Origin of the sequence: Psychromonas marina, from assembly GCF_030161115.1 — a bacterium.
Lineage (GTDB): Bacteria > Pseudomonadota > Gammaproteobacteria > Enterobacterales > Psychromonadaceae > Psychromonas > Psychromonas marina.
The window spans coordinates 137,905-159,458 of record NZ_BSPQ01000015.1 but is presented as its reverse complement, the minus strand read 5'-3'; the positions used below and the strand labels follow the sequence as shown (position 1 = coordinate 159,458).

The 21,554-nt window shown below is 36.6% G+C and carries 17 protein-coding genes and 6 pseudogenes; 16 read left to right on the top strand and 7 right to left on the bottom strand.

The window, feature by feature from the left end; translation table 11 throughout:
• The first annotated feature begins 186 nt into the window (after positions 1 to 186).
• The 3 genes and pseudogenes from QQK09_RS14765 to QQK09_RS14755 all read left to right on the top strand — a co-directional run bounded on the left by QQK09_RS14765 (position 187) and on the right by QQK09_RS14755 (position 2,210).
• Positions 187 to 438 carry a hypothetical protein gene (locus QQK09_RS14765; protein ID WP_284204926.1) on the top strand — a complete coding sequence of 84 codons (252 nt, stop codon included), beginning with the start codon at positions 187 to 189 and terminating at the stop codon, positions 436 to 438.
• 50 nt (positions 439 to 488) lie between these two features.
• Positions 489 to 1,646 (top strand): annotated as a pseudogene (locus tag QQK09_RS14760) (IS3 family transposase).
• Between the two features lie 84 nt (positions 1,647 to 1,730).
• Positions 1,731 to 2,210 carry a GNAT family N-acetyltransferase gene (locus QQK09_RS14755; protein ID WP_284204925.1) on the top strand — a complete coding sequence of 160 codons (480 nt, stop codon included), beginning with the start codon at positions 1,731 to 1,733 and terminating at the stop codon, positions 2,208 to 2,210.
• A 38-nt stretch (positions 2,211 to 2,248) separates the two neighbouring features.
• Here the strand turns inward: QQK09_RS14755 and QQK09_RS14750 are convergent.
• A pseudogene (locus tag QQK09_RS14750) lies at positions 2,249 to 3,511 on the bottom strand (IS110 family RNA-guided transposase).
• Positions 3,512 to 4,535: 1,024 nt separating this feature from the next.
• Between QQK09_RS14750 and QQK09_RS14745 the strand changes: the two are divergent.
• Both QQK09_RS14745 and QQK09_RS14740 read left to right on the top strand, forming a co-directional pair.
• Complete coding sequence (locus QQK09_RS14745; RefSeq protein WP_284204924.1) at positions 4,536 to 4,775, top strand: hypothetical protein; 240 nt, start codon at positions 4,536 to 4,538, stop codon at positions 4,773 to 4,775.
• 453 nt (positions 4,776 to 5,228) lie between these two features.
• Entirely contained in the window at positions 5,229 to 5,531 is a 303-nt protein-coding gene (locus tag QQK09_RS14740; protein ID WP_284204923.1) for a PAAR domain-containing protein, read from the top strand.
• Between the two features lie 741 nt (positions 5,532 to 6,272).
• On the opposite strand, the pseudogene QQK09_RS14735 reads toward QQK09_RS14740, so the two are convergent.
• Together QQK09_RS14735 and QQK09_RS14730 are read right to left on the bottom strand one after the other, a co-directional pair.
• Positions 6,273 to 7,441, bottom strand: a pseudogene (locus tag QQK09_RS14735) (IS3 family transposase).
• A gap of 60 nt (positions 7,442 to 7,501) precedes the next feature.
• Positions 7,502 to 7,693, bottom strand: a pseudogene (locus QQK09_RS14730) (HGGxSTG domain-containing protein); the annotation flags it as partial.
• 291 nt (positions 7,694 to 7,984) lie between these two features.
• Between QQK09_RS14730 and QQK09_RS14725 the strand changes: the two are divergent.
• From QQK09_RS14725 to QQK09_RS19405, 10 genes are all read left to right on the top strand, one after another.
• Positions 7,985 to 8,617: a prepilin-type N-terminal cleavage/methylation domain-containing protein gene (locus QQK09_RS14725; protein ID WP_284204922.1), complete on the top strand. Its 633-nt coding sequence runs from the start codon at positions 7,985 to 7,987 to the stop codon at positions 8,615 to 8,617.
• A 78-nt stretch (positions 8,618 to 8,695) separates the two neighbouring features.
• On the top strand, positions 8,696 to 10,021 hold the full coding sequence (locus tag QQK09_RS14720) for a PulJ/GspJ family protein (RefSeq protein WP_284204921.1): 1,326 nt from the start codon (positions 8,696 to 8,698) through the stop codon (positions 10,019 to 10,021).
• A 37-nt stretch (positions 10,022 to 10,058) separates the two neighbouring features.
• Positions 10,059 to 10,658 carry a hypothetical protein gene (locus tag QQK09_RS14715; RefSeq protein ID WP_284204920.1) on the top strand — a complete coding sequence of 200 codons (600 nt, stop codon included), beginning with the start codon at positions 10,059 to 10,061 and terminating at the stop codon, positions 10,656 to 10,658.
• On the top strand, positions 10,648 to 12,105 hold the full coding sequence (locus QQK09_RS14710) for a hypothetical protein (RefSeq protein ID WP_284204919.1): 1,458 nt from the start codon (positions 10,648 to 10,650) through the stop codon (positions 12,103 to 12,105). Before QQK09_RS14715 ends, QQK09_RS14710 begins: the two co-directional genes overlap by 11 nt.
• A gap of 24 nt (positions 12,106 to 12,129) precedes the next feature.
• The gene (locus QQK09_RS14705) at positions 12,130 to 12,699 is read left to right on the top strand and encodes a hypothetical protein (RefSeq protein ID WP_284204918.1); all 570 of its coding nucleotides are present in this window, start codon (positions 12,130 to 12,132) and stop codon (positions 12,697 to 12,699) included.
• Between the two features lie 16 nt (positions 12,700 to 12,715).
• Positions 12,716 to 13,519, top strand: coding sequence for a hypothetical protein (locus QQK09_RS14700; protein ID WP_284204917.1), 804 nt, complete (start codon positions 12,716 to 12,718; stop codon positions 13,517 to 13,519).
• 2 nt (positions 13,520 to 13,521) lie between these two features.
• On the top strand, positions 13,522 to 14,304 hold the full coding sequence (locus tag QQK09_RS14695) for a hypothetical protein (protein ID WP_284204916.1): 783 nt from the start codon (positions 13,522 to 13,524) through the stop codon (positions 14,302 to 14,304).
• A 16-nt stretch (positions 14,305 to 14,320) separates the two neighbouring features.
• The gene (locus QQK09_RS14690; protein WP_284204915.1) at positions 14,321 to 15,907 is read left to right on the top strand and encodes a GspE/PulE family protein; all 1,587 of its coding nucleotides are present in this window, start codon (positions 14,321 to 14,323) and stop codon (positions 15,905 to 15,907) included.
• Positions 15,904 to 16,932 carry a type II secretion system F family protein gene (locus QQK09_RS14685; protein WP_284204914.1) on the top strand — a complete coding sequence of 343 codons (1,029 nt, stop codon included), beginning with the start codon at positions 15,904 to 15,906 and terminating at the stop codon, positions 16,930 to 16,932. The genes QQK09_RS14690 and QQK09_RS14685 overlap by 4 nt, the downstream gene beginning before the upstream one ends.
• The gene (locus QQK09_RS19405; protein ID WP_431312601.1) at positions 16,932 to 17,276 is read left to right on the top strand and encodes a prepilin peptidase; all 345 of its coding nucleotides are present in this window, start codon (positions 16,932 to 16,934) and stop codon (positions 17,274 to 17,276) included. Before QQK09_RS14685 ends, QQK09_RS19405 begins: the two co-directional genes overlap by 1 nt.
• A gap of 336 nt (positions 17,277 to 17,612) precedes the next feature.
• Here the strand turns inward: QQK09_RS19405 and QQK09_RS14680 are convergent.
• Both QQK09_RS14680 and QQK09_RS14675 read right to left on the bottom strand, forming a co-directional pair.
• Positions 17,613 to 17,793 (bottom strand): annotated as a pseudogene (locus QQK09_RS14680) (hypothetical protein); the annotation flags it as partial.
• Positions 17,794 to 17,823: 30 nt separating this feature from the next.
• The gene (locus QQK09_RS14675) at positions 17,824 to 18,240 is read right to left on the bottom strand and encodes a hypothetical protein (protein WP_284204913.1); all 417 of its coding nucleotides are present in this window, start codon (positions 18,238 to 18,240) and stop codon (positions 17,824 to 17,826) included.
• Between the two features lie 463 nt (positions 18,241 to 18,703).
• Here QQK09_RS14675 and QQK09_RS14670 point away from each other — a divergent pair, with 463 nt between their 5' ends.
• Entirely contained in the window at positions 18,704 to 19,738 is a 1,035-nt protein-coding gene (locus QQK09_RS14670; RefSeq protein ID WP_284204912.1) for a hypothetical protein, read from the top strand.
• A 222-nt stretch (positions 19,739 to 19,960) separates the two neighbouring features.
• Here the strand turns inward: QQK09_RS14670 and QQK09_RS14665 are convergent.
• Together QQK09_RS14665 and QQK09_RS14660 are read right to left on the bottom strand one after the other, a co-directional pair.
• Positions 19,961 to 20,771: pseudogene (locus QQK09_RS14665) on the bottom strand (IS5 family transposase).
• 24 nt (positions 20,772 to 20,795) lie between these two features.
• Positions 20,796 to 20,933: a hypothetical protein gene (locus QQK09_RS14660; RefSeq protein WP_284204911.1), complete on the bottom strand. Its 138-nt coding sequence runs from the start codon at positions 20,931 to 20,933 to the stop codon at positions 20,796 to 20,798.
• Positions 20,934 to 21,554 lie beyond the last annotated feature (621 nt).

The following is a 21,554-nucleotide window of genomic DNA, read 5'->3' as shown; positions in this document are numbered from 1 at the left end:
GTTCATCTTATGCCTTATAATTGCCCTATTTTAAGATTAAACACCAACTTAGGGGCATGTAACTGGTATCCAATAATTGCATAATACCCCTGTTTCCTTGGTGTATTGTATTCATTCTGTATCAGTTTTGCTGCGAAGCAGATATCGTCAGTGAGTTAAAAACTCACTAAATAATTAACTTCACTAATGACCGAATACTATGCACTCAAAAATTATATTTTTTCACTTGTCATTACGACATTAACAGGTTGTTTTAATACTATTACAGCACTGACATTAAATGATGTTATGTTTGAACAATATACCAGTGCGATAGTTGGATACAAATCTAACTACAAAGATATTGCTATTCTTAATCACTTAGGCTGTACTTTAGTGACTGGGCATTTTCGGATATCGTGCCAACAAGCGTCTTCACACCTGATTGACGTGGTTTAATTGATTCGACTAACCCAGTTAAGACATAATTGATTTAACTGGAGGTTGAAATGAAAACACGTAAAACCTATTCAAAAGAATTCAAACTTGATACCATTGCACTGGTAAGAGAGCAAAATTACAGTATTGCTGAAGCAGCCAGAAATTTAGAGGTTACTCCTCAGATTCTTGGTCGTTGGATAAAAGAAGCTGAAAATGACGATGGTCATGCATTTAGAGGGAACGGTAAATTAACACCTGAGCAAGAAGAGATCCGTAAGCTAAAAGCACAAATAAAACGCTTGGAAATGGAGCGTGAGATATTAAAAAAAGCGACGGTCTTCTTTGCCAAAGAAACGAAGTAAAATACGCGTTTATTGCCCAAAATAAGAAGATCTGGCCTGTGATATTGATGTGTCACGTGTTGGGTGTGAAAAACAATAATTACTACAGCTATCAAAAGCGGAAGTCTCAGGAGCCAGCAAATACAGAGCACCAAGAGATGTTGCAATGGGTTAAAAATATTGCCGAGTTTAGCGATAATACCTATGGTGAAAGACGCATTCAGAAGGCATTAAATGCGCTTGATTTCCCTGTTGGACGTAGGAAAACAGCGCAACTGATGAAAGAAGCACACGTTTGGGTACGTTATAAGAAGAAGTATAAAGCAACAACCAACAGCGACCACAAGAAGCCTGTATATGATAATGAACTTAAACAGAATTTCGATGTTCAACGTCCCAATCAAGCATGGGTGCAAGACATTACGTACATATGGACTGCTGTATTTAGCTGTCGTAATAGACCTATATTCTCGTAAAGTTGTTGGTTGGAGTATGGGTAGCAGAATGAAAGCACAACTTGTTTGTGATGCCCTAACAATGGCTATATGGCAACGAAAACCTAAAGCCGGATTGATAATACACTCAGATCAAGGCGTTCAATATGCGAGCCATCAATATAGGCGGATACTGAGGCTGCACAAGTTTGTAGGCAGTATGAGCAAAAAAGGATGTTGTTGGGATAATGCAGTAGCAGAAAGCTTTTTCGGTAGCTTGAAACAGGAAAGAGTCCACTGGCGCAATTACCGAACGCGTTATGCAGCCCAGCAAGATGTATTGAATTACATCTCGATGTGGTACAACAGCCAACGGATGCATTCATACCTAAATTATCAGAGCCCCAATGAATTTGAGCGTATGGATAAACCATTAAAAGAAGTCGCTTAAAGAACTTAACTAGGGTGACCGAATTAAGTTGACCAGGTCAACCTTAGTGGGAGTCATTATGTCTAGTTTCTATACGGAGTATCAATGTCAATTGTAATACGCAAAGCAAAGAGAGAAGATTCAACTCTAATTCTTAGGTTTGTTAAAGAGCTAGCAAGGTATGAAAAAGCTGAACATGAGGTTTTCGCTACAGAATCTTTAATTGAAAACTCTATTTTTGGCAAAGATTCGTCTACTAAAGCCATCATTTGTGAAAAAGGTGGTGAGCCTATTGGCTTTGCCGTCTACTTTTTCAATTATTCTACATGGCTAGGTAAAAATGGTCTTTATCTTGAAGATCTGTATGTAAGTCACTCTGAACGAGGTAGTGGTGCTGGTAAACTGCTTTTGAAATATTTAGCAAAGGTTGCAGTAAAAAAAGACTGCGGAAGATTTGAATGGAGTGTACTTGATTGGAATGAACCTGCAATTAAATTTTACGAATCTTTGGGCGCTAAACCTAAAAGCGAATGGCTAGGTTATCAATTAACAGGAGAAAATCTGCAATCTTTTGCAGAGTCCTAAAACTAATAACACGCCCTGAGGGGGACCGCCAGTAAAAATCAGCTATTTATTGCAAATTTCAATAACGGCGAATTCCTACGCTTCAGGGCTTCTAAGTATGTAGACTCATCATACGGTGTACTTGTTTTCCAACATCTAAAAATGATCCTGATCCACTTAAATGCCAATGATCTAATGATGCTATTATGTGGTTTTCCCTTGATTTTTTGCTGTTCATAATAGGCTTTTGCCCAGAATGAATAACGCACCGAAAAGCCTGCCCACTCGACAAAGGTTTGCCTTAAAAAGGTCGGACAACTGTAACGCCAATGTGTCCATTTCTTTTTCCCACTTTGCTCAATAACGGGTGCTATACCTACATATTTCTGTAGCTCTGATGCATCTTTATAGCGGTCTCGATTATGACCAAATGCAACCAAAAGACGAGGTGCAAGCTGTGGGCCTGCACCAGGTAAACTATCAAAAATCACTTTATCTTTTTGTGCGTTGTAGGCGCATTTAATCGCTTTATCGAGCATTTCAATGCCTTTAAGTAACACTTTGTATTGTGCGATAAGTACTTCGACTAACATCTGATTCGGCTCTATAACGCCACGGTCTTCAGTTAATGGCATCGCCAGTTTGATACTCGCAATACGTGCTTCATTGATATCAGGGTAACGTGAGTTATGTTGATTAAAAAAAGCGATTAAAGTTTGTTTCCTCGCTTTTTTTACTTTACTTAGTGAAGGCCACTTTGTAATGAAGTCACAAAATATTAGGGTGTCTTTTTCTTTAAACCATTCAAGGGCTTGCGGGTAGTAATTTTTTAGTGTTGTTGTAATTTTGTTAGATATATCGACGCCATTTTGCACCAGGCTTCGACGATATTCCACGAGTTGAGCAAGGGAGCGAATAGCGGCTGATTCAGGCTCGATAACAGTGAGTTTATGCATGTGTAAACTAAGTATTTCAACTTGTGTAAAGGCATCAGAATGGTCGTCTTTCGCGCCACTGGGAGTGAAGGCTTTACGGTATTTAGCGACCGTGGATGGGTTGATGGTAAATAATGTCAGGTGGTTGTATTTGCTTAATGCATAAATCAGCGGGCCTTTTTTTAGCTCACATGCGATAGCAATTTGTTGGTCTGGATAGCGTTTTTTTAGGCTCATTGCCCATTCATGTAAGGCTTCAGGTTAATTCTTAATAACAGAATATTGGTATGCTTCTGAATTTGTGGGATGTTCGCAGATATCGTGTTTGGTGTCAGCCCAATCAATTCCAATTAATGTAGCAAAATCATTGACGTTATAGTCTTTCATTTTTGGTCTCCTGCGCGTAAAGTTAAACATGGAATATGCTTAGGATCGGTTTCTCGCAGGTCTTATAGATAGTCGGTGGTCGGCAATCCCTGAGTATGCGTTATGAAGCCGAATTGCTCTGTTGGTTCGAACGTCTTGTTAAAAGCATTTATGTGTTTGGCGCTTAAATATTCGTAACCAACAGAAGCATGTTCCACTTATATAATAGGAAATGGTTTATTAGATATGTGGCTTGGTCTTACTATAAGTTGCTTAAATGGGAAATTAACAGTTGGCTATCGCTTCGCGATTATAGCCAACTATTTCTGTTCGCTTAATGTGGCCGCTTGTAGTTGTAAAGTTTAAAGCAGACGCAGTTTCCTAGCCACTATAACAGAATAGCAGGTGATGAAAGGCGTGTTGAGAGAATTAAATTAACTGTAATTTGGTTAGGAGATGGCTTTGATGAGCTAAAAATATTAGCGAATGGTAGCATCCTGATTTATTCAATGACTTTGTTACAAAGCGGATACACAAATAAAGTGTTATGAGCGTATTGTGTGCGAAATTAAAATCAATAGTAGAAGTTTTGGTGAAGAAGAAAGTGAGAATGTATTATATATCGGCATTTATTTTGATGCTGTTCTCTATATCGTACAACGGAAAGGCGTGTCGTTTACAACGGGTAGAAAAATGGGACCTGCCCATGGAAGTTAATACTCAATGATAATTTTCACTTTAAAAATTAGCTGAGACAAGCCACTGGGTTTTATGTGAATTTAAAGGTTTTTTTAAATGGAAAGGGGATTTAAAGCTGATGAAGATAAGTGGCTACATAAAAGAGACGGTAATGTAGTTTATGTACGATGAGATAATAAAAAACAGTTTTGATACCATTCTTAAGCGATAAAGGGCCCCTTAAAGTGAATATATTTTTAAGGATTTTTAAGGGTTTTTAAGGGTTTTTAAGTTCATGCTAAATAATAATTAGTTTGAATATAAGACCAGGTTTACTTGACCACAACAATGTTGTTAAAGAGGGTGTATGTTTAGTAGAGTTTGTCCTGCCAAAAAGAAAGTTAAAGTTCCTCTGAGATTATTTCATGTTGTTTGGGTGCCTGATGTTGAGACTAAAGTCTTGACTGTAAAAGGTGTACTTGAAGCTGGTGGGCGTATTGTAGAATCGGAATTGCCAGGGTTGGAAGCAAATGAATATAAACGACGTTTAAGCATTGAAACGGAAGGGTTTGACGGTAGATTTCTTAGCATTGATTATGTGATGTAGCGCATGAAAAAATTAAGAGTAGAGGGTTCTCTGTCAATAAGAGGATTCTGAGTGTATTAAAAAACAGCGTGATAATAATATTAGACAGAGAAGTTAGATCGACTTACCACGATGACAACTATAAAAGTAAGCGTTAACTATGCCAGAAGGGTATAAAAATCGGGCGCTAGATAACCACGTTGGCGAAAGCCTTGTTAATTTAAAAAGTGAGAAAAGGACATTGATTCGTATATTTACGATCATCTGAATAAAATGGCGTTATCGTGGCTAACTATGAAGTACGAGATTCAACATCAATGTCCGCTCCATTTGGTCGTTCGATTGATTAAATGATATGTTTTATTTTTAGATATTACACCGTTAAGCGTACATTCCAAGAGCTCCAAAATTGGTGTTCTTTATCTTTAGCGTCGACAATAAAAATAACGTTTAAGTATTATAGAGAGAAAAGGTATGAACAGTATCTCGGTAGACGCTAAAACCTCAACTGGTGGTGAAGTGTTAAAAGGTAATGATAGTGTTAAGATGGGATTTTTTTCGGCGAGTTGCGTTGGGGATGAGGCGACCTGTAAGTCAGGAAATAAATATTGCAAAGGTATTGGTAAAATAATGTCTGATTCTATGCTTGCGATTAATATTAATGGAAAGCAAATTGCACAAGCGGGGGATTGGGTTAATTGTGGTTGCCCTACAAGGAGTAATGTTTTAATCGCGGATGGAGTCGCAATTTATTTAGGCTTAGCTCCGGCAGGCTAAGTATATCAGTTCAAGCTGTAAACTTGGTGCAAGTACAACATGATTAGTCCATTGCATTAAATACACCGTTACTCGTTTGCATCATATATTTGGCGTAGCTTAGCTTAAGGTTCACCTAAATATTTTATAATAACGGTATTTAAACGAACTTCAAATAAAGGAACGTTTAACCCCAGTAAGACCAAACTGTAAATATTTTCCCTGCACCGGCTTCCTTGCTAAAAGTGTTTTTTCTTGGTGATAATCGGTGGTTTTTTAACATAGATAAGTGCTGTTGTTCTTTCACTAAACGTTTTAATCGAGCTTAACACTGCTAGCTATCGATACAGTTAGATTTTCTAAACTCTTTTTCTTTGCTTTATCAACAAATAACTTTGGTTCGTGTGCAAGCTTACCATGACTACTTCTAGCTTCACGCGCAGCAACTTGAAGTGCGATAGATAAAAATCTATCATCATTTTTGTCAATGTGTGATTGTAGAAGTGCTTTAATTTGGGTTGAGCTAGCGATGAAAATAATGATCTATTTAATCTGACATACAAGCTTCTACATAGCTTGAAATAGGGGTTACTACCATTTTAATAATCGTTAAAGCTCTAGTTTTTGGAATGTACCTGCTTCCTATTTATTCTGTTTAGCTTTCCATATTTCAAAGCTTCTACATCAATACGACATTCCTCAAATAGTTCAATTAATTGTTCTGACCTGGTCAACTTAATTCGGTCACCCTAGTTAAGTTCTTTAGGCTACTTCTTTTAATGGTTTATCCATACGCTCAAATTCATTGGGGCTCTGATAATTTAGGTATGAATGCATCCGTTGGCTGTTGTACCACATCGAGATGTAATTCAATACATCTTGCTGGGCTGCATAACGCGTTCGGTAATTGCGCCAGTGGACTCTTTCCTGTTTCAAGCTACCGAAAAAGCTTTCTGCTACTGCATTATCCCAACAACATCCTTTTTTGCTCATACTGCCTACAAACTTGTGCAGCCTCAGTATCCGCCTATATTGATGGCTCGCATATTGAACGCCTTGATCTGAGTGTATTATCAATCCGGCTTTAGGTTTTCGTTGCCATATAGCCATTGTTAGGGCATCACAAACAAGTTGTGCTTTCATTCTGCCACCCATACTCCAACCAACAACTTTACGAGAATATAGGTCTATTACGACAGTTAAATACAGCCATCCTTCAGCAGTCCATATGTACGTAATGTCTTGCACCCATGCTTGATTGGGACGTTGAACATCGAAATCCTATTTAAGTTCATTATCATATACAGGCTTTTTGTGGTCGCTGTTGGTTGTTGCTTTATACTTCTTTTTATAACGTACCCAAACGTTTGCTTCTTTCATCAGTTGCGCTGTTTCCCTACGTCCAACAGGGAAATCAAGCGCATTTAATGCCTTCTGAATGCGTCTTTCACCATAGGTATTATCGCTAAACTCGGCAATATTTTTAACCCATTGCAACATTTCTTGGTGCTCTGTATTTGCTGGTTCCTGAGACTTCCGCTTTTGATAGCTGTAGTAATTATTGTTTTTCACACCCAATACGTGACACATCAATATCACAGGCCAGATCTTCTTATTTTGGGCAATAAACGCGTATTTTACTTCGTTTCTTTGGCAAAGAAGAACGTCGCTTTTTTTAATATCTCACGCTCCATTTCCAAGCGTTTTACTTGTGCTTTTAGCTTACGGATCTCTTCTTGCTCAGGTGTTAATTTACCGTTCCCTCTAAATGCATGACCATCGTCATTTTCAGCTTCTTTTATCCAACGACCAAGAATCTGAGGAGTAACCTCTAAATTTCTGGCTGCTTCAGCAATACTGTAATTTTGCTCTCTTACCAGTGCAATGGCATCAAGTTTGAATTCTTTTGAATAGGTTTTACGTGTTTTCATTTCAATCTCCAGTTAAATCAATTATGTCTTAACTGGGTTAGTCGAATCAATTAAACCACGTCATTCATCAATCAACTTACTATTCAGTTCCATAACTTTTTGAAACACATAATCAACGGCATATTCCGTATCGGTTTTTATATTTTGATTGAAAAGCCAACTTCCATAGTTTGTAATTGCATTTTTTGAAACCACTAGCTTACCATCTTTAGATTTAGCGCCAGTCGATTTTCCAGCGTGCAACTTACAACGACCATTACGTTTATTGCCAAGCCGTTTACACGGGCCCGCTACGTGTCTTAGTGCTTTGTTAGTTGAGAGTTATTGTCTACGTTTAAATCTGAGGTTTCACAATCCAATATTATGTTTTAAATAGGAATGTAAAGTTTAGGATAGCATTGTTGATTAATATCAAATGGAAGTGATGTAAATTTTTTCATATTAAGCCTCTTTCGATACTATTATGATACATACTGATGGTTTATTTTAGATAAAATCACCCTACTTACAGAGAGTAAGTTTTTTATAATAAAGGTGTATAAAATGAATAAAGTGTCAATGGTTGATATTAACGTACCAAAAACATCACGAATCAATAAAAATAAAAAGCAACAAGGTGTTGCTTTACTCGAGCTTATTATTGCAATAGGTATTATCGGAATTTTAACCGCTGCAGTTGTATCGTTAGCATCAAATGCTTTTGCTTCAATGAACGCTAAGGAAGTGATTCAAAACACATCTCAAATAAAAACGGGTATTTCAGGCGTATATGGTCGTACTGGTGACTATACAAATATTGGTCAACCAGCCGGAGGGGGTGGTGGATTAGATGCTCAGGCATTTACAATGCAGGATTTATCTAACCCATTCGGTGCTGAACTTAAAGTGGAAGAAACAATGTGGGCTTCCGTGCCAGCTAAAGGGTATGTAGTAATAATTCCTCAATTACCCGCTAAACAATGTGCAGATATTGTTAATCAGATCGGTACATCTTGGGCTTATGTTGAGATTGCTAATGATTCTACTGCTCCCCCTACTGATATTTCTGGTGTAGCTGCTACCGAAAATATTGTTTATGTAGATGGTAACGATGAATTTTTTACACCAGGCTATATCGGTCAAGCATGTGGCGATGAAGGTTCACCAAATAAAACTGTTTATTTGGGGGCTCGTTAGGTTTATTTAACTGCAGAGTGCATCGGATATTAATATCTGATGCACTCTGCAGTACAGATAATGAGGAATAGATAAATAATGTTGAGAAGTCGATTTAACACTGGGTTTGCCTTATTTGAGACTGTAATTGCGATTGCAATTCTAGGGGTGATTTCCGCAAGTGCGACTGTTTTAGCCTTAAGAGATAGTCAATATAAGGCGAGCACTCTTATTGCTCAAGATTTAAGTCAAATTATTTCATCAACCGCGACTCGTATTATGATTCATGATCGTTTTCCTACAAAGGCTGGCATTCCTTTTATAACAGATTCGAATGGCCAATATTCATATGCCGTAAAGCGGGTTGGTGGTGATTCTAGTCACTTAGAGTGGTTAAAGTATGATGATTGTGCTGGTGGATTGGCGTCTCCTGCGATCAGTCATGAACTACGTCCTGCAATCGGTGTGGCAGAGGCTGTGAGTAGTGAACAGCATTCCATGATATTACCTTGCTATGTAGTCGGTGATGTAAATGCTCACTTGAAATATAAAAATGAAGCATTCTTTGTTGTTGACAACACCGCTGTAGGTCTGGGGTATTCATTACAATTTAATTTTGATGTAGGTGAGTCTTCGATTTTTGGCGCATCAAATGGCGGGGCATATTTTGCACGCTTTTATCAAGAACTTGTTAAGCAATTGATTTCAAATGAAGTGATAAGCAGTGAAAATGGAATAATTATTAATGAAGTTACTGATACAGGTAGTTTAGTGACGCTTAATGATCAAATTAATGATCCCATTCAAATAGGTGATTTTCTTCGCCATTCAGTTGAAGGAACGTCTTATTTACAGATCACTATTAGCAGTGCTTTTAATATAAGAGCATTGTTGTCGGATGGAAGCGTTAATATCAATGATGACAAAAGTTTATGCTGGGATAGCGAAGTAACCGGCAGGTTTAATTGCATCACCAATACTGATACAGGTGTAAAGGTCGTCGATCAATCTGGGGTGAATGCAACCATTGAAGGTAGCTCTGTGATTAGTGATGACTACTCTATAGGCTCATCTGGCTACACGGTACCAAAAATTCACTTTATTCGTGCTGGTGAAGGCGTCATTAAAAAACCAGAATGCCCAGTGAATTTTGTTGCAAATGTTGCTACTGCTATCAGTAGTTTTGGTGATGGTGGAGGGCAACATATCGATGAACGTGACTGGGGTGATACAACAACGGGTGGTGATGTTAAGTATGAGGCTAGCACTTTAGTCGGTGTTGTGGCGACGGGTTGGGAAGATAATCTGATAAATCCAGATTTTTGGGATGTACATAGTTTAATCGCATCAGAGTTTTATGATGATGGTGAAATAAATTCTCCTAATATTTCTCTTATAGCATTTACTTGGTGTGAAAGAGCATAGAACTTTAATTACTTATTAACGGAATGTAAAAATGTGTGTGAGTTTTAAAATTAAAATAATTATTTTTCTGTGTGGGCTGTTTGTAGTTCGTTCAGTTTTAGCGATGAATAGCTTTATACTAAATACAGGGGAGACAGTTTATGCCCATTTGTCAGATACTCATCAATTAAATAAATTGGCCTGTGTGTTGGACTTTAATCGTATTGTTGATCCGAAAATAATCACGACAGGAACAGAAATTAAAATCCCTGATGAGTGCCCTCGTAAAGAGATTCTAAACGGTGAAAATTTAACACCAAATGTAATCATTCATCAGCAAGACATATTAACAGAAAAGTCTAGCGTCGCTGATATCAAAACCGAAAGCCATATTGGTGAAAATAAGTTTTCTTTATCCTCGACGTTAACGCTTAAAGAAAACCTTGAACTATTAACAGCTCATCATAATGTGAATTTAAAGTGGAAAGCTAAGTGCGATATTGCAATTAATTCGTCAAAAGAATATCAAGGTGATCTATCTAGTATTTTAAGAGCCATATCGGATGACTTAACAGAAAGTAAATGGTATTTGGATTTTAAATATATCCCTATAAGCCAACTTATTATTAGAACCAAAGGGGGACATGATGACTGCTAAAAAAATATTACTATTGTTATCTGTTTTAGTACTGGCCGCCTGTTCATCTTCAACAGATCAAAAAAAGTCGAATGAACGAATTTCAAAATTCGATGAAAGAATAAAAGAAACTGGGAAAATGTCGGTAGAAAAAGAGGTTTATTATACAGAAGATTCAACAGTATTTAATCCGCTTCCTATTAAGATAAAAACTACTTTTGATAATGAGCTGGCACAAAGCTTGACTGTTCATCCAACAACGGTTACTGGATTAAAAGATGCTTTGTCATTTATCCCATTCCTGTCCACCGTTGTTCATGAATGTGAAGCTAATGATGATTCTGATGATGATTCAAGTGGCGTTCTTAAAGAGGCTGCTGACACCTCGGTAATTGAATACAAACATATTGACCATGATGGTGACGTTGCCAGCTATTTACTTAAATTAGCTAGTATGTATGACTATGACATCGAATTTAGAGAAAGTGCGGTTTATTTTAACGAGTGTGTGACTAAAACGTTCATGATGTCGGGAAGTCAAATTGATAAATCCGTCACCTTTGGCAATGGCGGGTCTGCTACAGATACGGGAATGGAATACGAAATAACATCAGAAGAAGATCATTGGGAGTCTTTAATTACTTCTTTAAAAGGACTGATTAGCTCGAAAGGGTCTCTCGTTGAGAATCGTAACCTAGGCATTGTAAATATCTCTGACAAACCAAATGCTATACATAAGTCTTCAACGTTTATTAATGAATACAATCAAATAGCTGAACGTCAAGTGAAATTCTTAATTACGATCATTCGTTATCAGCATGAAGAGTTGGAAGAGCAAGGAATTGACTTTAATTTGCGTTATAACTCATCAAGTCTTATTGGGGATATGGGAAATAACTTTCCAGGTGGCGCAGCTTCAACTGTAATCGGTTTGGAAAAAGTGGGTGGGGCTCTTGATGGTTCTAAGCTAGATATAAGCTCGCTCGCACAAAATGACTTTTTGAGCATAGAAACGTCAGCAGAAGTTACCGCTATGAATGCTTTACCCGTACCTTTCAATGTTATTGAAAGAATGGGGTACGTAAGTGATATCGAATATGAAAGGGACACAGGAAGTGATATTGAAACACGTAAACTCGTGACGGAAGATCTTGAAATTGGGTTCTCTATGATGCTTATGTCTATTTTGAATAACAGCGATGATATCACCTTATCAATTAGTTTATTACAAAGTGAATTATTAGGTTTCGATACTATCGGTGATGTGCAGTTACCTAGAATGACCGAGAATAGCATGTTCCAAACGGTAAGAATGAAACGTGGTGATAGCCTGTTATTGACTGGTTTTAAACAAAGTAAACTTGAGGATGCGAAGAGTACAACATTACCCAATACTTTCTTGCTTGGTGGTAAGAAGAATGACTCAAACGAACGTTCTAATATCGCCATTATGATTGAGTCTATGTAAAACAATTGAGTATAAGAGTTACCTATGAATGATAATTTAGACACATGGTCTGATATGCCTGAATGCCCAAAATTTAATATCAGTATTAATAAGGAAATGTTTTATGTTACAGAGACAAAAAATAGTGGGCACGTTTTAGTTTACTGCGGCAGCAGGGCTAGTCTCGTTTCTCTATCTAATGGCATTGCTTATTGTAATGAAAGCTATTTGAATCCTCCCTCAATTGATGAGGGGGATCTTATTCGCGGTAGAAAAGGGCTGCTTATTTTGTTTTTTTTTAAAAAGGGAACTGAAAAAGAGTTTGCTCTTATTCCTATTATCGATAATCACATCATACATTTTGATTTTCTAGGGATCAGAACTCAGGTCTCTCTTAAAGATATAGAGGTCATTACAAGTGAGTGTGAATCACGGTTTTCTGACATTGTGAGGGTTAAATGTATCGTTATTGATGATATTCCAATTTTGTCTAAAAAAAGTTGGAATAAAACAATCACTAAAGTTCCGTCGATATACAAGTTTGTTCTTTTGGTTGTTACTTTATTCGGTTCTTTAGTTGGCGGTGGTTTATTCCTATTAAGTAAAGCTTTGTAAAAGAAGGTTGTTAGCAATGTTTTATAAGTTTTTTAAAAAATACATGCTGTTAAGCGTGCTACTTTTTGTTTTTATTGTAGTGGCAATAATAACCTGGGTTGTTTTTTATTTTATATATCTACAACCAGAAGAGCCACAAGTTCCTATCGAAAACCAGCGTGAAATTATGATAGAAAGAGCGTTAAATGAAGTTAATAGTGCTGTTGAGTTTGGCAATATTGTAATGGCAAATGAGGTGGTTCGGCGCATAAGTTATACAGGAGGTGAGGCCTTTTTGTTTGGACAATTTAAAGGGGGGAAGTGTGATTTCACAAGGTGTAAGTTACATTTTTCATTATTCGAATATCCGACTAGTGCCGCTTTGGTAGAAATTAAATTGTTTTTTAGTGGTTTTTCCGATTTAACCGTTAACCACCTTGGTCAAAGCAAAGAGTTGACTGTAGATTTTAGTTGGTTTCAATTAACCGATAAGCAAAATGATATCTCTGAGACAGAGTTATTGCTGACAGATAAAAATACAATGTTAGATAAATATACAGACTTATATGCGATAACTGAAAATAATATGAGAAGTATATTTTCTGTTAGTGATTTAAAAAAATCCACTATTGTAAGTACAAGAGATGTATTAATACCTAAAAATATTAAGAATATTGAAAAATTAGATTTCGTAGTAATAACTGAAAGTTTGGTTGCTTTACCTATTATTTATGAATCATTAGTGGATATATTTGCGACAGAAAAATTTTCTGTTACCTCATTTTCTTTAGAAAATAAAAAAATTACTTTATCAATTAGATTACTGGTTAAAGGAAGTTAACAATGAAGTTCATTTTTAAAGTCATATTAATGTTAAATATAGTTTTCTCTGGTTTTTCTTCTGCTTATGAGGGGGGGGCAGGTGAAAAAGCAATCTCAGACTTAGATAGCCCTATAGGGAAAGATGAACTGCAGTTAGATCAAGAGAACGATGTTACGGAAGCAAGTAAATATACAGAGAAAGAAAATACTCACATTGGAAGTATGGCAGAAAAAAATGATATCAAGTTAGATGTAGTGAGTGATTCAGAACAACAGAGCAAGCAGAAGAAAGGGGGGAATGTAGAGGTCGAAAGCATTAAAGTAAAAGATGACTCTCAATTAGGTCCAAGGAGTGTTTCTGAGGAAGAAAGTATGCAGATAGAAGATAGTAATGAAGATAATATTATTACTAAAAACAGCCTTCAATTGCAACGTTATTTAGCGCATCAGACGTTACGTACACAAATAGAGCAAGACATATCTTTATATGAACTTAAGCTTAAACAAATTAGGTTAAAAAAAGAACTAGAAAAAGAGCGTTTTGTTCCTAAACCAGTTGTCAAAAATGTTACTAAAGTGGGGGCAAACTCTAAGCCTGTCGCACCGATGAACGTATCTAAACCTTTACCAACTCTAAACGTGTTATCTCATTACACTAAAAATGAGAAACAGTTGTATATTGTTGAGATTAATGGGCGTCGTTTGAAGGTCCCACTGACTAAATATAGTCCTTTTTATGTAAACAATGATAGGTATGAGCTGTTTAGCCAGGGAAATTCAATTTATATTCGGCGTTTTAAATAACTGGTGTAAAAGTAAGATGAACAAAAACAAGTCTGTATTAAATGATATACAAGATTATTTGTATTTAGGTGATGTTATCTATAGTACAGATGAGTTTTATCTATTAAAAAGAGAAGATCATATATCGGTTGTTTTTATTGTAGGACAAAAACAACCTACAGTGAGGGATCTCTTTTATGCATTGAACCCCTTTATCAATACCAACAGTTTAATAGAGTATTATCAATCTTCCAAAGGGCTTTTTGACAGTTATAAATACTTCAATAGCCAGAAGAGTGCTGGTGCTAGAAGTGCCGAAAACTTAAGTGCTTTGGAAGTTCGCTTTCACGAACTAGTTATGAATGCGATGAAAAAAGATGCTTCGGATATTCATGTCTTCCGTGGTGATTTTAAAGTTGAGATATGGTTTAGAATACAAGGTAAATTGGTTTTTATTGATAATGTACCTCCATTTGAAATGGACTCTATGTTGGGTGTGTTTTTTAATGTGCTAGCAAATGAGAAAAGGGATGTTTGGAACAGACGTTATTTGCAAGATTCATCAGGTGTTTTGAACTTTAAAAATAACGAAAGTATAAAAGTACGATACTCGCATTCACCCATCGAATCAGCAAATAATCAGGCATATCATGCCGTATTAAGAATACTAAAGTCTAGGGTTGTTGAGAGGTCTGGTGATAAGAGAGGTAGCGATCATATTTTAATACCTAAAACGAGCCTTGAACAGAATATTTGTGTGAAACGTATTGCCTCAAGCGCAATGGGCTTATTCGTTGTTGCGGGAACAACTGGTTCTGGGAAGTCATCTTCTATCAATAAAATTCTTGGTTGGCTCTATGAAGATTTTCATCATCGTGATGTATCAATTGTAACAGTAGAAGACCCCGTGGAATATGAGATTTTAGGTGCAGCTCAAACATCAGTATTAAGAAGTGTTGGTGATGAGTCGGATAAAGGAGCATTTACAAAGTATTTGGCATCAGCAATGCGACGAGACCCTGATATTTTATTAATCGGGGAGACGCGTGATGCGCAAACAGCTGATGTTTTAGCTGAATCGGTAGAAAGCGGCCATTTTGTCATAACAACATTGCATGCTGGTGGGGTTATTTCTACAATAAGTCGACTCAATTCGTTAGGTATCTCTTACTCTCGTTTGGCCTCGCCTGATTTTATTGCGGGAATCATGTGTCAAAAATTGATACCGACTTTATGTGAGTGTTCAATCCCTTTAGAAAAGTATTACGAAGATAATCCAAATGATCGCTTGTATACGCTTTTACAAGGTTACTGTGAAGTAAATGAATTTACAATGTTAAGAGTTCAAAATTTCGATGGGTGTAAACGATGTGGTGGGAGTGGTGTCGCTGGCCGGCAAATTGTTATTGAGCTTTTAACGCTGAGTGAAGAAATGTTAGATGCAATTAAGAGGGAAGATTTTATTAAATTAAAAATGCTTTGGGTAAACCAAGGTGATGGCATTGGTGGGGTAACACTATTTCAAGGTGCATTTAATTTGATGTTACAAGGTGTTGTTTGCCCAATTGAACTTGAAAAGTCCTTCGGTATTTTTGATCATCAACTTAAAGAGAGAAATAAATGAAACTATCAGCAGTAAAAAGGCTCGATATATATAAACAATTTTATGAACTCAGTCGTGAGGGAGTGAGTATTAAAGACACGCTAGAGTGCATGCTCAGTATAGCTGAAAGGGTGAAGGCTAAAAGTAAAATATCATTATATAAGGGGTGGTTATCTAGTTATTCTGATATGCCGTCGATTGCCGCTGTATTGAAAAAAGATATACCAGAAAATGAATATTTACTTATCAGTGCTTCTGAAAAGTCTGGCAACATATCTGAGGGGTTTTTCGAATCAATCGAGTTGATTAATTCAAATCAAAAAATAAAAGACTTGTTGATTAGCTCTCTTGTTCCCCCTGGTGTTTTGTTAATTCTTTGTATCGTTATTGTGATTGGATATGCGCGACAAGTTTTAATCGTGTTTGTTGACTTTGCTGCCGTTAGTACTTGGCCTCCTATTTCTGCAAACCTTTACAATGCAGGATATTATTTTTCTGATTATTCATTTTTGTACTTGATATTCGGAGTAAGTATCACCGTCTATGGATTCTTTTATTTTTCTAAGAATGGCTCAAATAAGCTAAGAGATATATTTCATAATATTGGAATATACTCTCTGCTAGAGCAATTTATAACGGTCACCTTTCTTAAAATGTTAGGTACTTTAATGACGTCTGGTGTCTCTTATAATGATGCATTAACTGAGATTCATTCATCAACAACACAGGGGTGGTTAAAGAGCAAGCTTGAAAAAGTGATGCTTTTTTCTCGCGACAACAATTCTATTGTAGAAAGTTTGGATGTGTTTTTCATTCCACAAGAGTTATTGGCTTTACTCGGGGTTTATTCTAATTCTAATAATTTTGCCACTTCAATTCTTATTGTTGCAAATAATCAAAGGCTTAAGCTTGAAAAAAATGTAGCCGTTTTAGGTAAGATTCTGAATACAGTGGGTATTTTGTTAGTTTCTATTACTGCAATTTGGATTTACTACGCAATGTTTGGGTTGTCATCGATGTTATCAAGTGGAATGAGTCAATACTAATGCAGATATTTAATGAAGTTCAGTATTATATCTGGTTGTTTTTTTGGGGGTATACAGGAGCCTTACTTGGCGGATTTTATGGTGTTTTATATTTTAGATTGGAAAATGTAACGAAGAGGAAAATAGCGAATTCACTCCGGGAGTGGATGGCAGTATTAATGACATCATCAGAGTGTGATTATTGTAACATACAACTTAAGTGGTATCACTATTGGCCAATTTTTGGATATGTTTTTCTTGGAGGAAAAACAAAGTGTTGTAATGAAACTATCCCAGTTAAATATTTTTTATTTGAACTTTGTGGGATGTGTATTTTTTTATCAGTGTTTGTTTTAACCTATTGAATAATAAGTGTAAGTATGAGTAATACAATAATACGAGTAACAAAAGAGCAATTTACTTCTGAAGTCGGTAAGTGGAATCAAGCAGGTTATGACAACGTCGTTCGCATATGTTGGAATGATAGATTTACCTTTGATCTATTTGTTAATAAATATAAGGATTTTTCAATCGAATATATGTTGGATCACTCATGTTTAAGTTAAATCTTTGGATATGATCTCTTCTCATGTCCTAGTTGAATAGAAGGTGTAAAAGATTAGTAATAAGCTTGCTCTATAAATTATTTTATGAACTAAGTCATGATGGAGTGAGCTTTAAAGGCACGTTAGAATACATTATTAGGGCTTGTTGAACTTTGGTTCATGCATGTTTTTTTGTTCAACATACATTGGTAACCACATCATTAAAAATGCCAGTGATAACATACTGGCATAATTTCTAGCTAGCTTGTCATATCTACTCTATAAAGCTTAATACTAGCAAATGCATTCTCTCTATTAAGTGTCGATACTTATATATGCTAATCAAAAGCCGAGTTCGGGAAAACTTTTAAGCATCATCGCTGCGGGTACTCTTCCATAAATATGTGTGAGTAACCCCTTTGATGAACGCATCTCCAATACCCGTCATCTTATTTAGCCAAGCAAATAAGGCTTCTATAGGTTGCCTCGTACGCGATACCGCATTGGAATAAGCTTTATCCTCTGGGGATAACTCCTTCTGACCCTTTTGCTTTTTTATCGGGGTTAATGCTTTCAAGCCTTGCTCAAGTTCAATCTTTTCCTCATCGGGTCTTTTGTAAGCTTGATCACCAAATAGCAGATTATCGCTCAGCATCGGACGAATTTGTTCAAATACAGGTCCGCCCTGCCTCGCAGCTTCCTCAATAAATACAATTTCAATATCCGGTAAGCTTGCATCTCGTTTACGAGCAACAACGTGTGCTTTGACAACGGAGAAGTACATTTTTCAGTTGAGCTGTAACTTCTACTGGCCAGCTCCGCTGCTACTGACGTGGTTTAATAGATTCGACTAACCCAGTTAAGACATAATTGAGAGCAAAATTACAGTATTGCTGAAGCAGCTAGAAATTTAGAGGTTACTCCTCAGATTTTTGGTCGTTGGATAAAAGAAGCTGAAAATGACGATGCCCAATTATTAAACATGGACAGGTGGTCGACTCAGTAAAAATGACACAATGGGAGCAGTTTTATGCGATCGCAGCCTAGTTGCACCTGAAAAGCCACTCTTTCTCATTTAACACAACAGAAATGTTATTTGCGACAGAACCAAAAATAATGCATTCCTTTGAGGGTGAAAGCCTAGCTGATACAGCTCTGATTCAAATTAGTTTGCAATTATAGTTATAATTATATGGTCAAAATACGTTTTTAACATGCAAGCTTAATGTAATATATAAGGATTAACTATGAAGTTTAAATATACAGTATTGAATTTATCTATGTCATTATTTTCATTTTCTCTTTTAGCTGCACCATCAGGGAGCATTGGTAATAGCCCCAATGAAGGTGGAAACCAAGATAAGGCCTATATCGACGGTTTCCCATTTACTTACTGTAGAAGCAATACCGCTAAAATAAGCACTGATGACTGTACTTTTGTTTCTGTTCCTGATAACACTGACATAGAAGATCTTGGAAAAATGACATATCAGGATGTTACCAATGCTATTGATCCTGGCATTAATGAGTTTTCAGATATAGTGGCGTCACTTCAAGGCGTACAAGGTTGGTCTATACCTGCGCCTAATCAGATGGAGTATTTAAAATCTAATGGCTACCTTAGACAAACTTTAGATAATAAAGTTGCTACTTACGTTGTTCTGAATGAAGGTGATTATTATGAATATACTATTGATGGTGGCCTAAGTGACAAGGTCAGTGCTTCAGCGTTCTACCTTCCTGCTTATATAAGAAATGGTGGACTCGTTCCTCCTCCTATTGACGAAGAAACTCCTAATTTAGGAGTGTGCCCTACAGGGGTTACTTTGGCTGGTAATTGTCTTGATATCTTCGATGCTGGGAGTGGGAAATTATTTACTAACTCACCATCAGTCACCTATGTAGACCAAAATCTAAGTGTTCGTCCAACGAACACCGTGCTCGAAGAAGGAACTTTTGGTCCTCTCGGTAGGTTTTATCTTTTCTCTCAAAAGTTAGCAAATCAAATGTGTGATGAATATAGTTCTAAAGGTCTCGGAGGGCGTTCCAACTGGAAATTGGCAACCAAAGATGATTATTATGAAGACTTGGCGGGTAAGTTTGGTAACATGTTTAAGGCACGGGGATGGCCAGTCCACGAAGATTACATGTCTTCGACATTTGAGCACCAGGGCGGCGATCCTTTCGCCTTCTTCGTTCTATTGTCAACCCATTCTCTGCCCACAACTAGTAATTTGTTCGATGTCGAATATTGGTATGCATCCTGTGTTTCAGAATCTTAGCATTTAACTTTTTAATTATATTGGGCTCTGTCGCAAATGCGTTTTTCTAGCCAATAACGAAATATTATTAATATTTTCATTTGTCTTGTCAACTTTGATGGGGTGAATTACACTTTGCTCAATAAATTCAGAGCAAAGTGCCTAATCACTGACATGTTTCCTAATGGATAATCTGGTATCATAACATTGGCTTTGTTTTTTTATTCACATATGACCTAATTGCTAGGGCTTGTTGTTCTTTGGCCAATGAATGTTTTTTTGTTCAATATGCATTGGTAACCACATCATTAAGAGTGGTAGTGATAACATACTGGCATAATTTCTAGCTAGCTTGTCATACCTACTTGATATTGCTCTATAATGCTTAATTCTAGCAAATGAATTATCTACTAAGTGTCGATACTTATAGTGTCGATACTTATATAGGCACCAATCCATACTCTCTTCATCCAAATCCTGACCATAGCTTCGTTTGGCAATGACTGTTTTTAACCTCCTTTGGACGCCACGTAGTCTTGCTGTGAAGCACTGTCATAATCTTTGTCCGCGATAAAGATACTTACTTTATTGAGGTGTTCTACTAGGCTTTCTACATGAGTCATGTCTCTGTCCTTCTGATAGTTCAAAGTAAATAGGTAAGCCACCACTATCGACGACCAGATGAATCTTTGTTGAGTTTCCACCTCTACTTTTACCAATGCACTCACTATCTTGTGTTGCAGCACCTGTACTATGCGGTGAGCACGAACTGTTGATCCATCGGCAAAGATCCAGTCAAAATCTGCATCTTTTGATAAGTGTTTGAATAATTGGTTTAAAATCCCTTTTTTAGACCACAAGTTAAATCGTCTATAGACGCCACTCCAATCACCTAATTCAATCGGTAAGTCACGCCATGGGATACCTGTGCGAAGGCGATATAATATACCTTCAAATGTCATTCGGTGCTCTGACTTGTTATAAACTCGCCAGTGCTTTTCATAATTTTGAGTAGCAGTCGCCACCCTTGCTCGGTTAACATAGTTCTTGGCACGTGTGGTTGTTTTTGGCGAAGTCATTATAATGCTTCACCATGCAATTTAAAAATTAACCTCCAAAGATCAACACGCCCTAGATTTCTTCCATCTTCCTTGGAATGAAACGTAACTTTAATTTTATTCTTGGAATGAATAGCATTTATAAAACGTTCTTGCATAACATACTCCTTTGGTGGATAAAAACTGTGGGTAAAACTGATACGTCACGATAAACAGTGAAACTTGAGAGGTACGGACATAGTGTATCTTGTACTGTTTGAAATTCTCGTTATGTTACAACTAACTTAGCTGCTTTTTATTAAGTAAGCCACTGTTTTGTTTTAATAAAATCCGTTATGTAGTGTACGTCTTTAACTATTTTAGATCACCTTATTCAAAGGTAAGAACAAATCGTTTAAGTGCTGTCGCTATCAGGGATGATCGCTTGATACCAATCACGGTTATTTACATATTGAAAGCAATAGTCTTGAAGCAAAATAATTCAGCGGAGGCATGAGCACTGGGGGAGGGTTAATAATCCAATTACTTACTTTCAAAGAAGATTAACTTCAATGTATCAAATGTTTCCTTTGTAGTATCCTCCGAAAATATCAGCCAGGTAGTTTTGGAGGAGAACGATTACACTCTCTTTTGAAATGTTGAATAGTTATTTTTAGCTATTAAGGGACATTATCAATCAATGAAAAAATTGTTCATAGTGTAATAAATATAGAAAATCACTGTCACCATAATTTAAAACTAGAAACCTGATGCTAAAAACATCTTCTAAACGTCAAAGA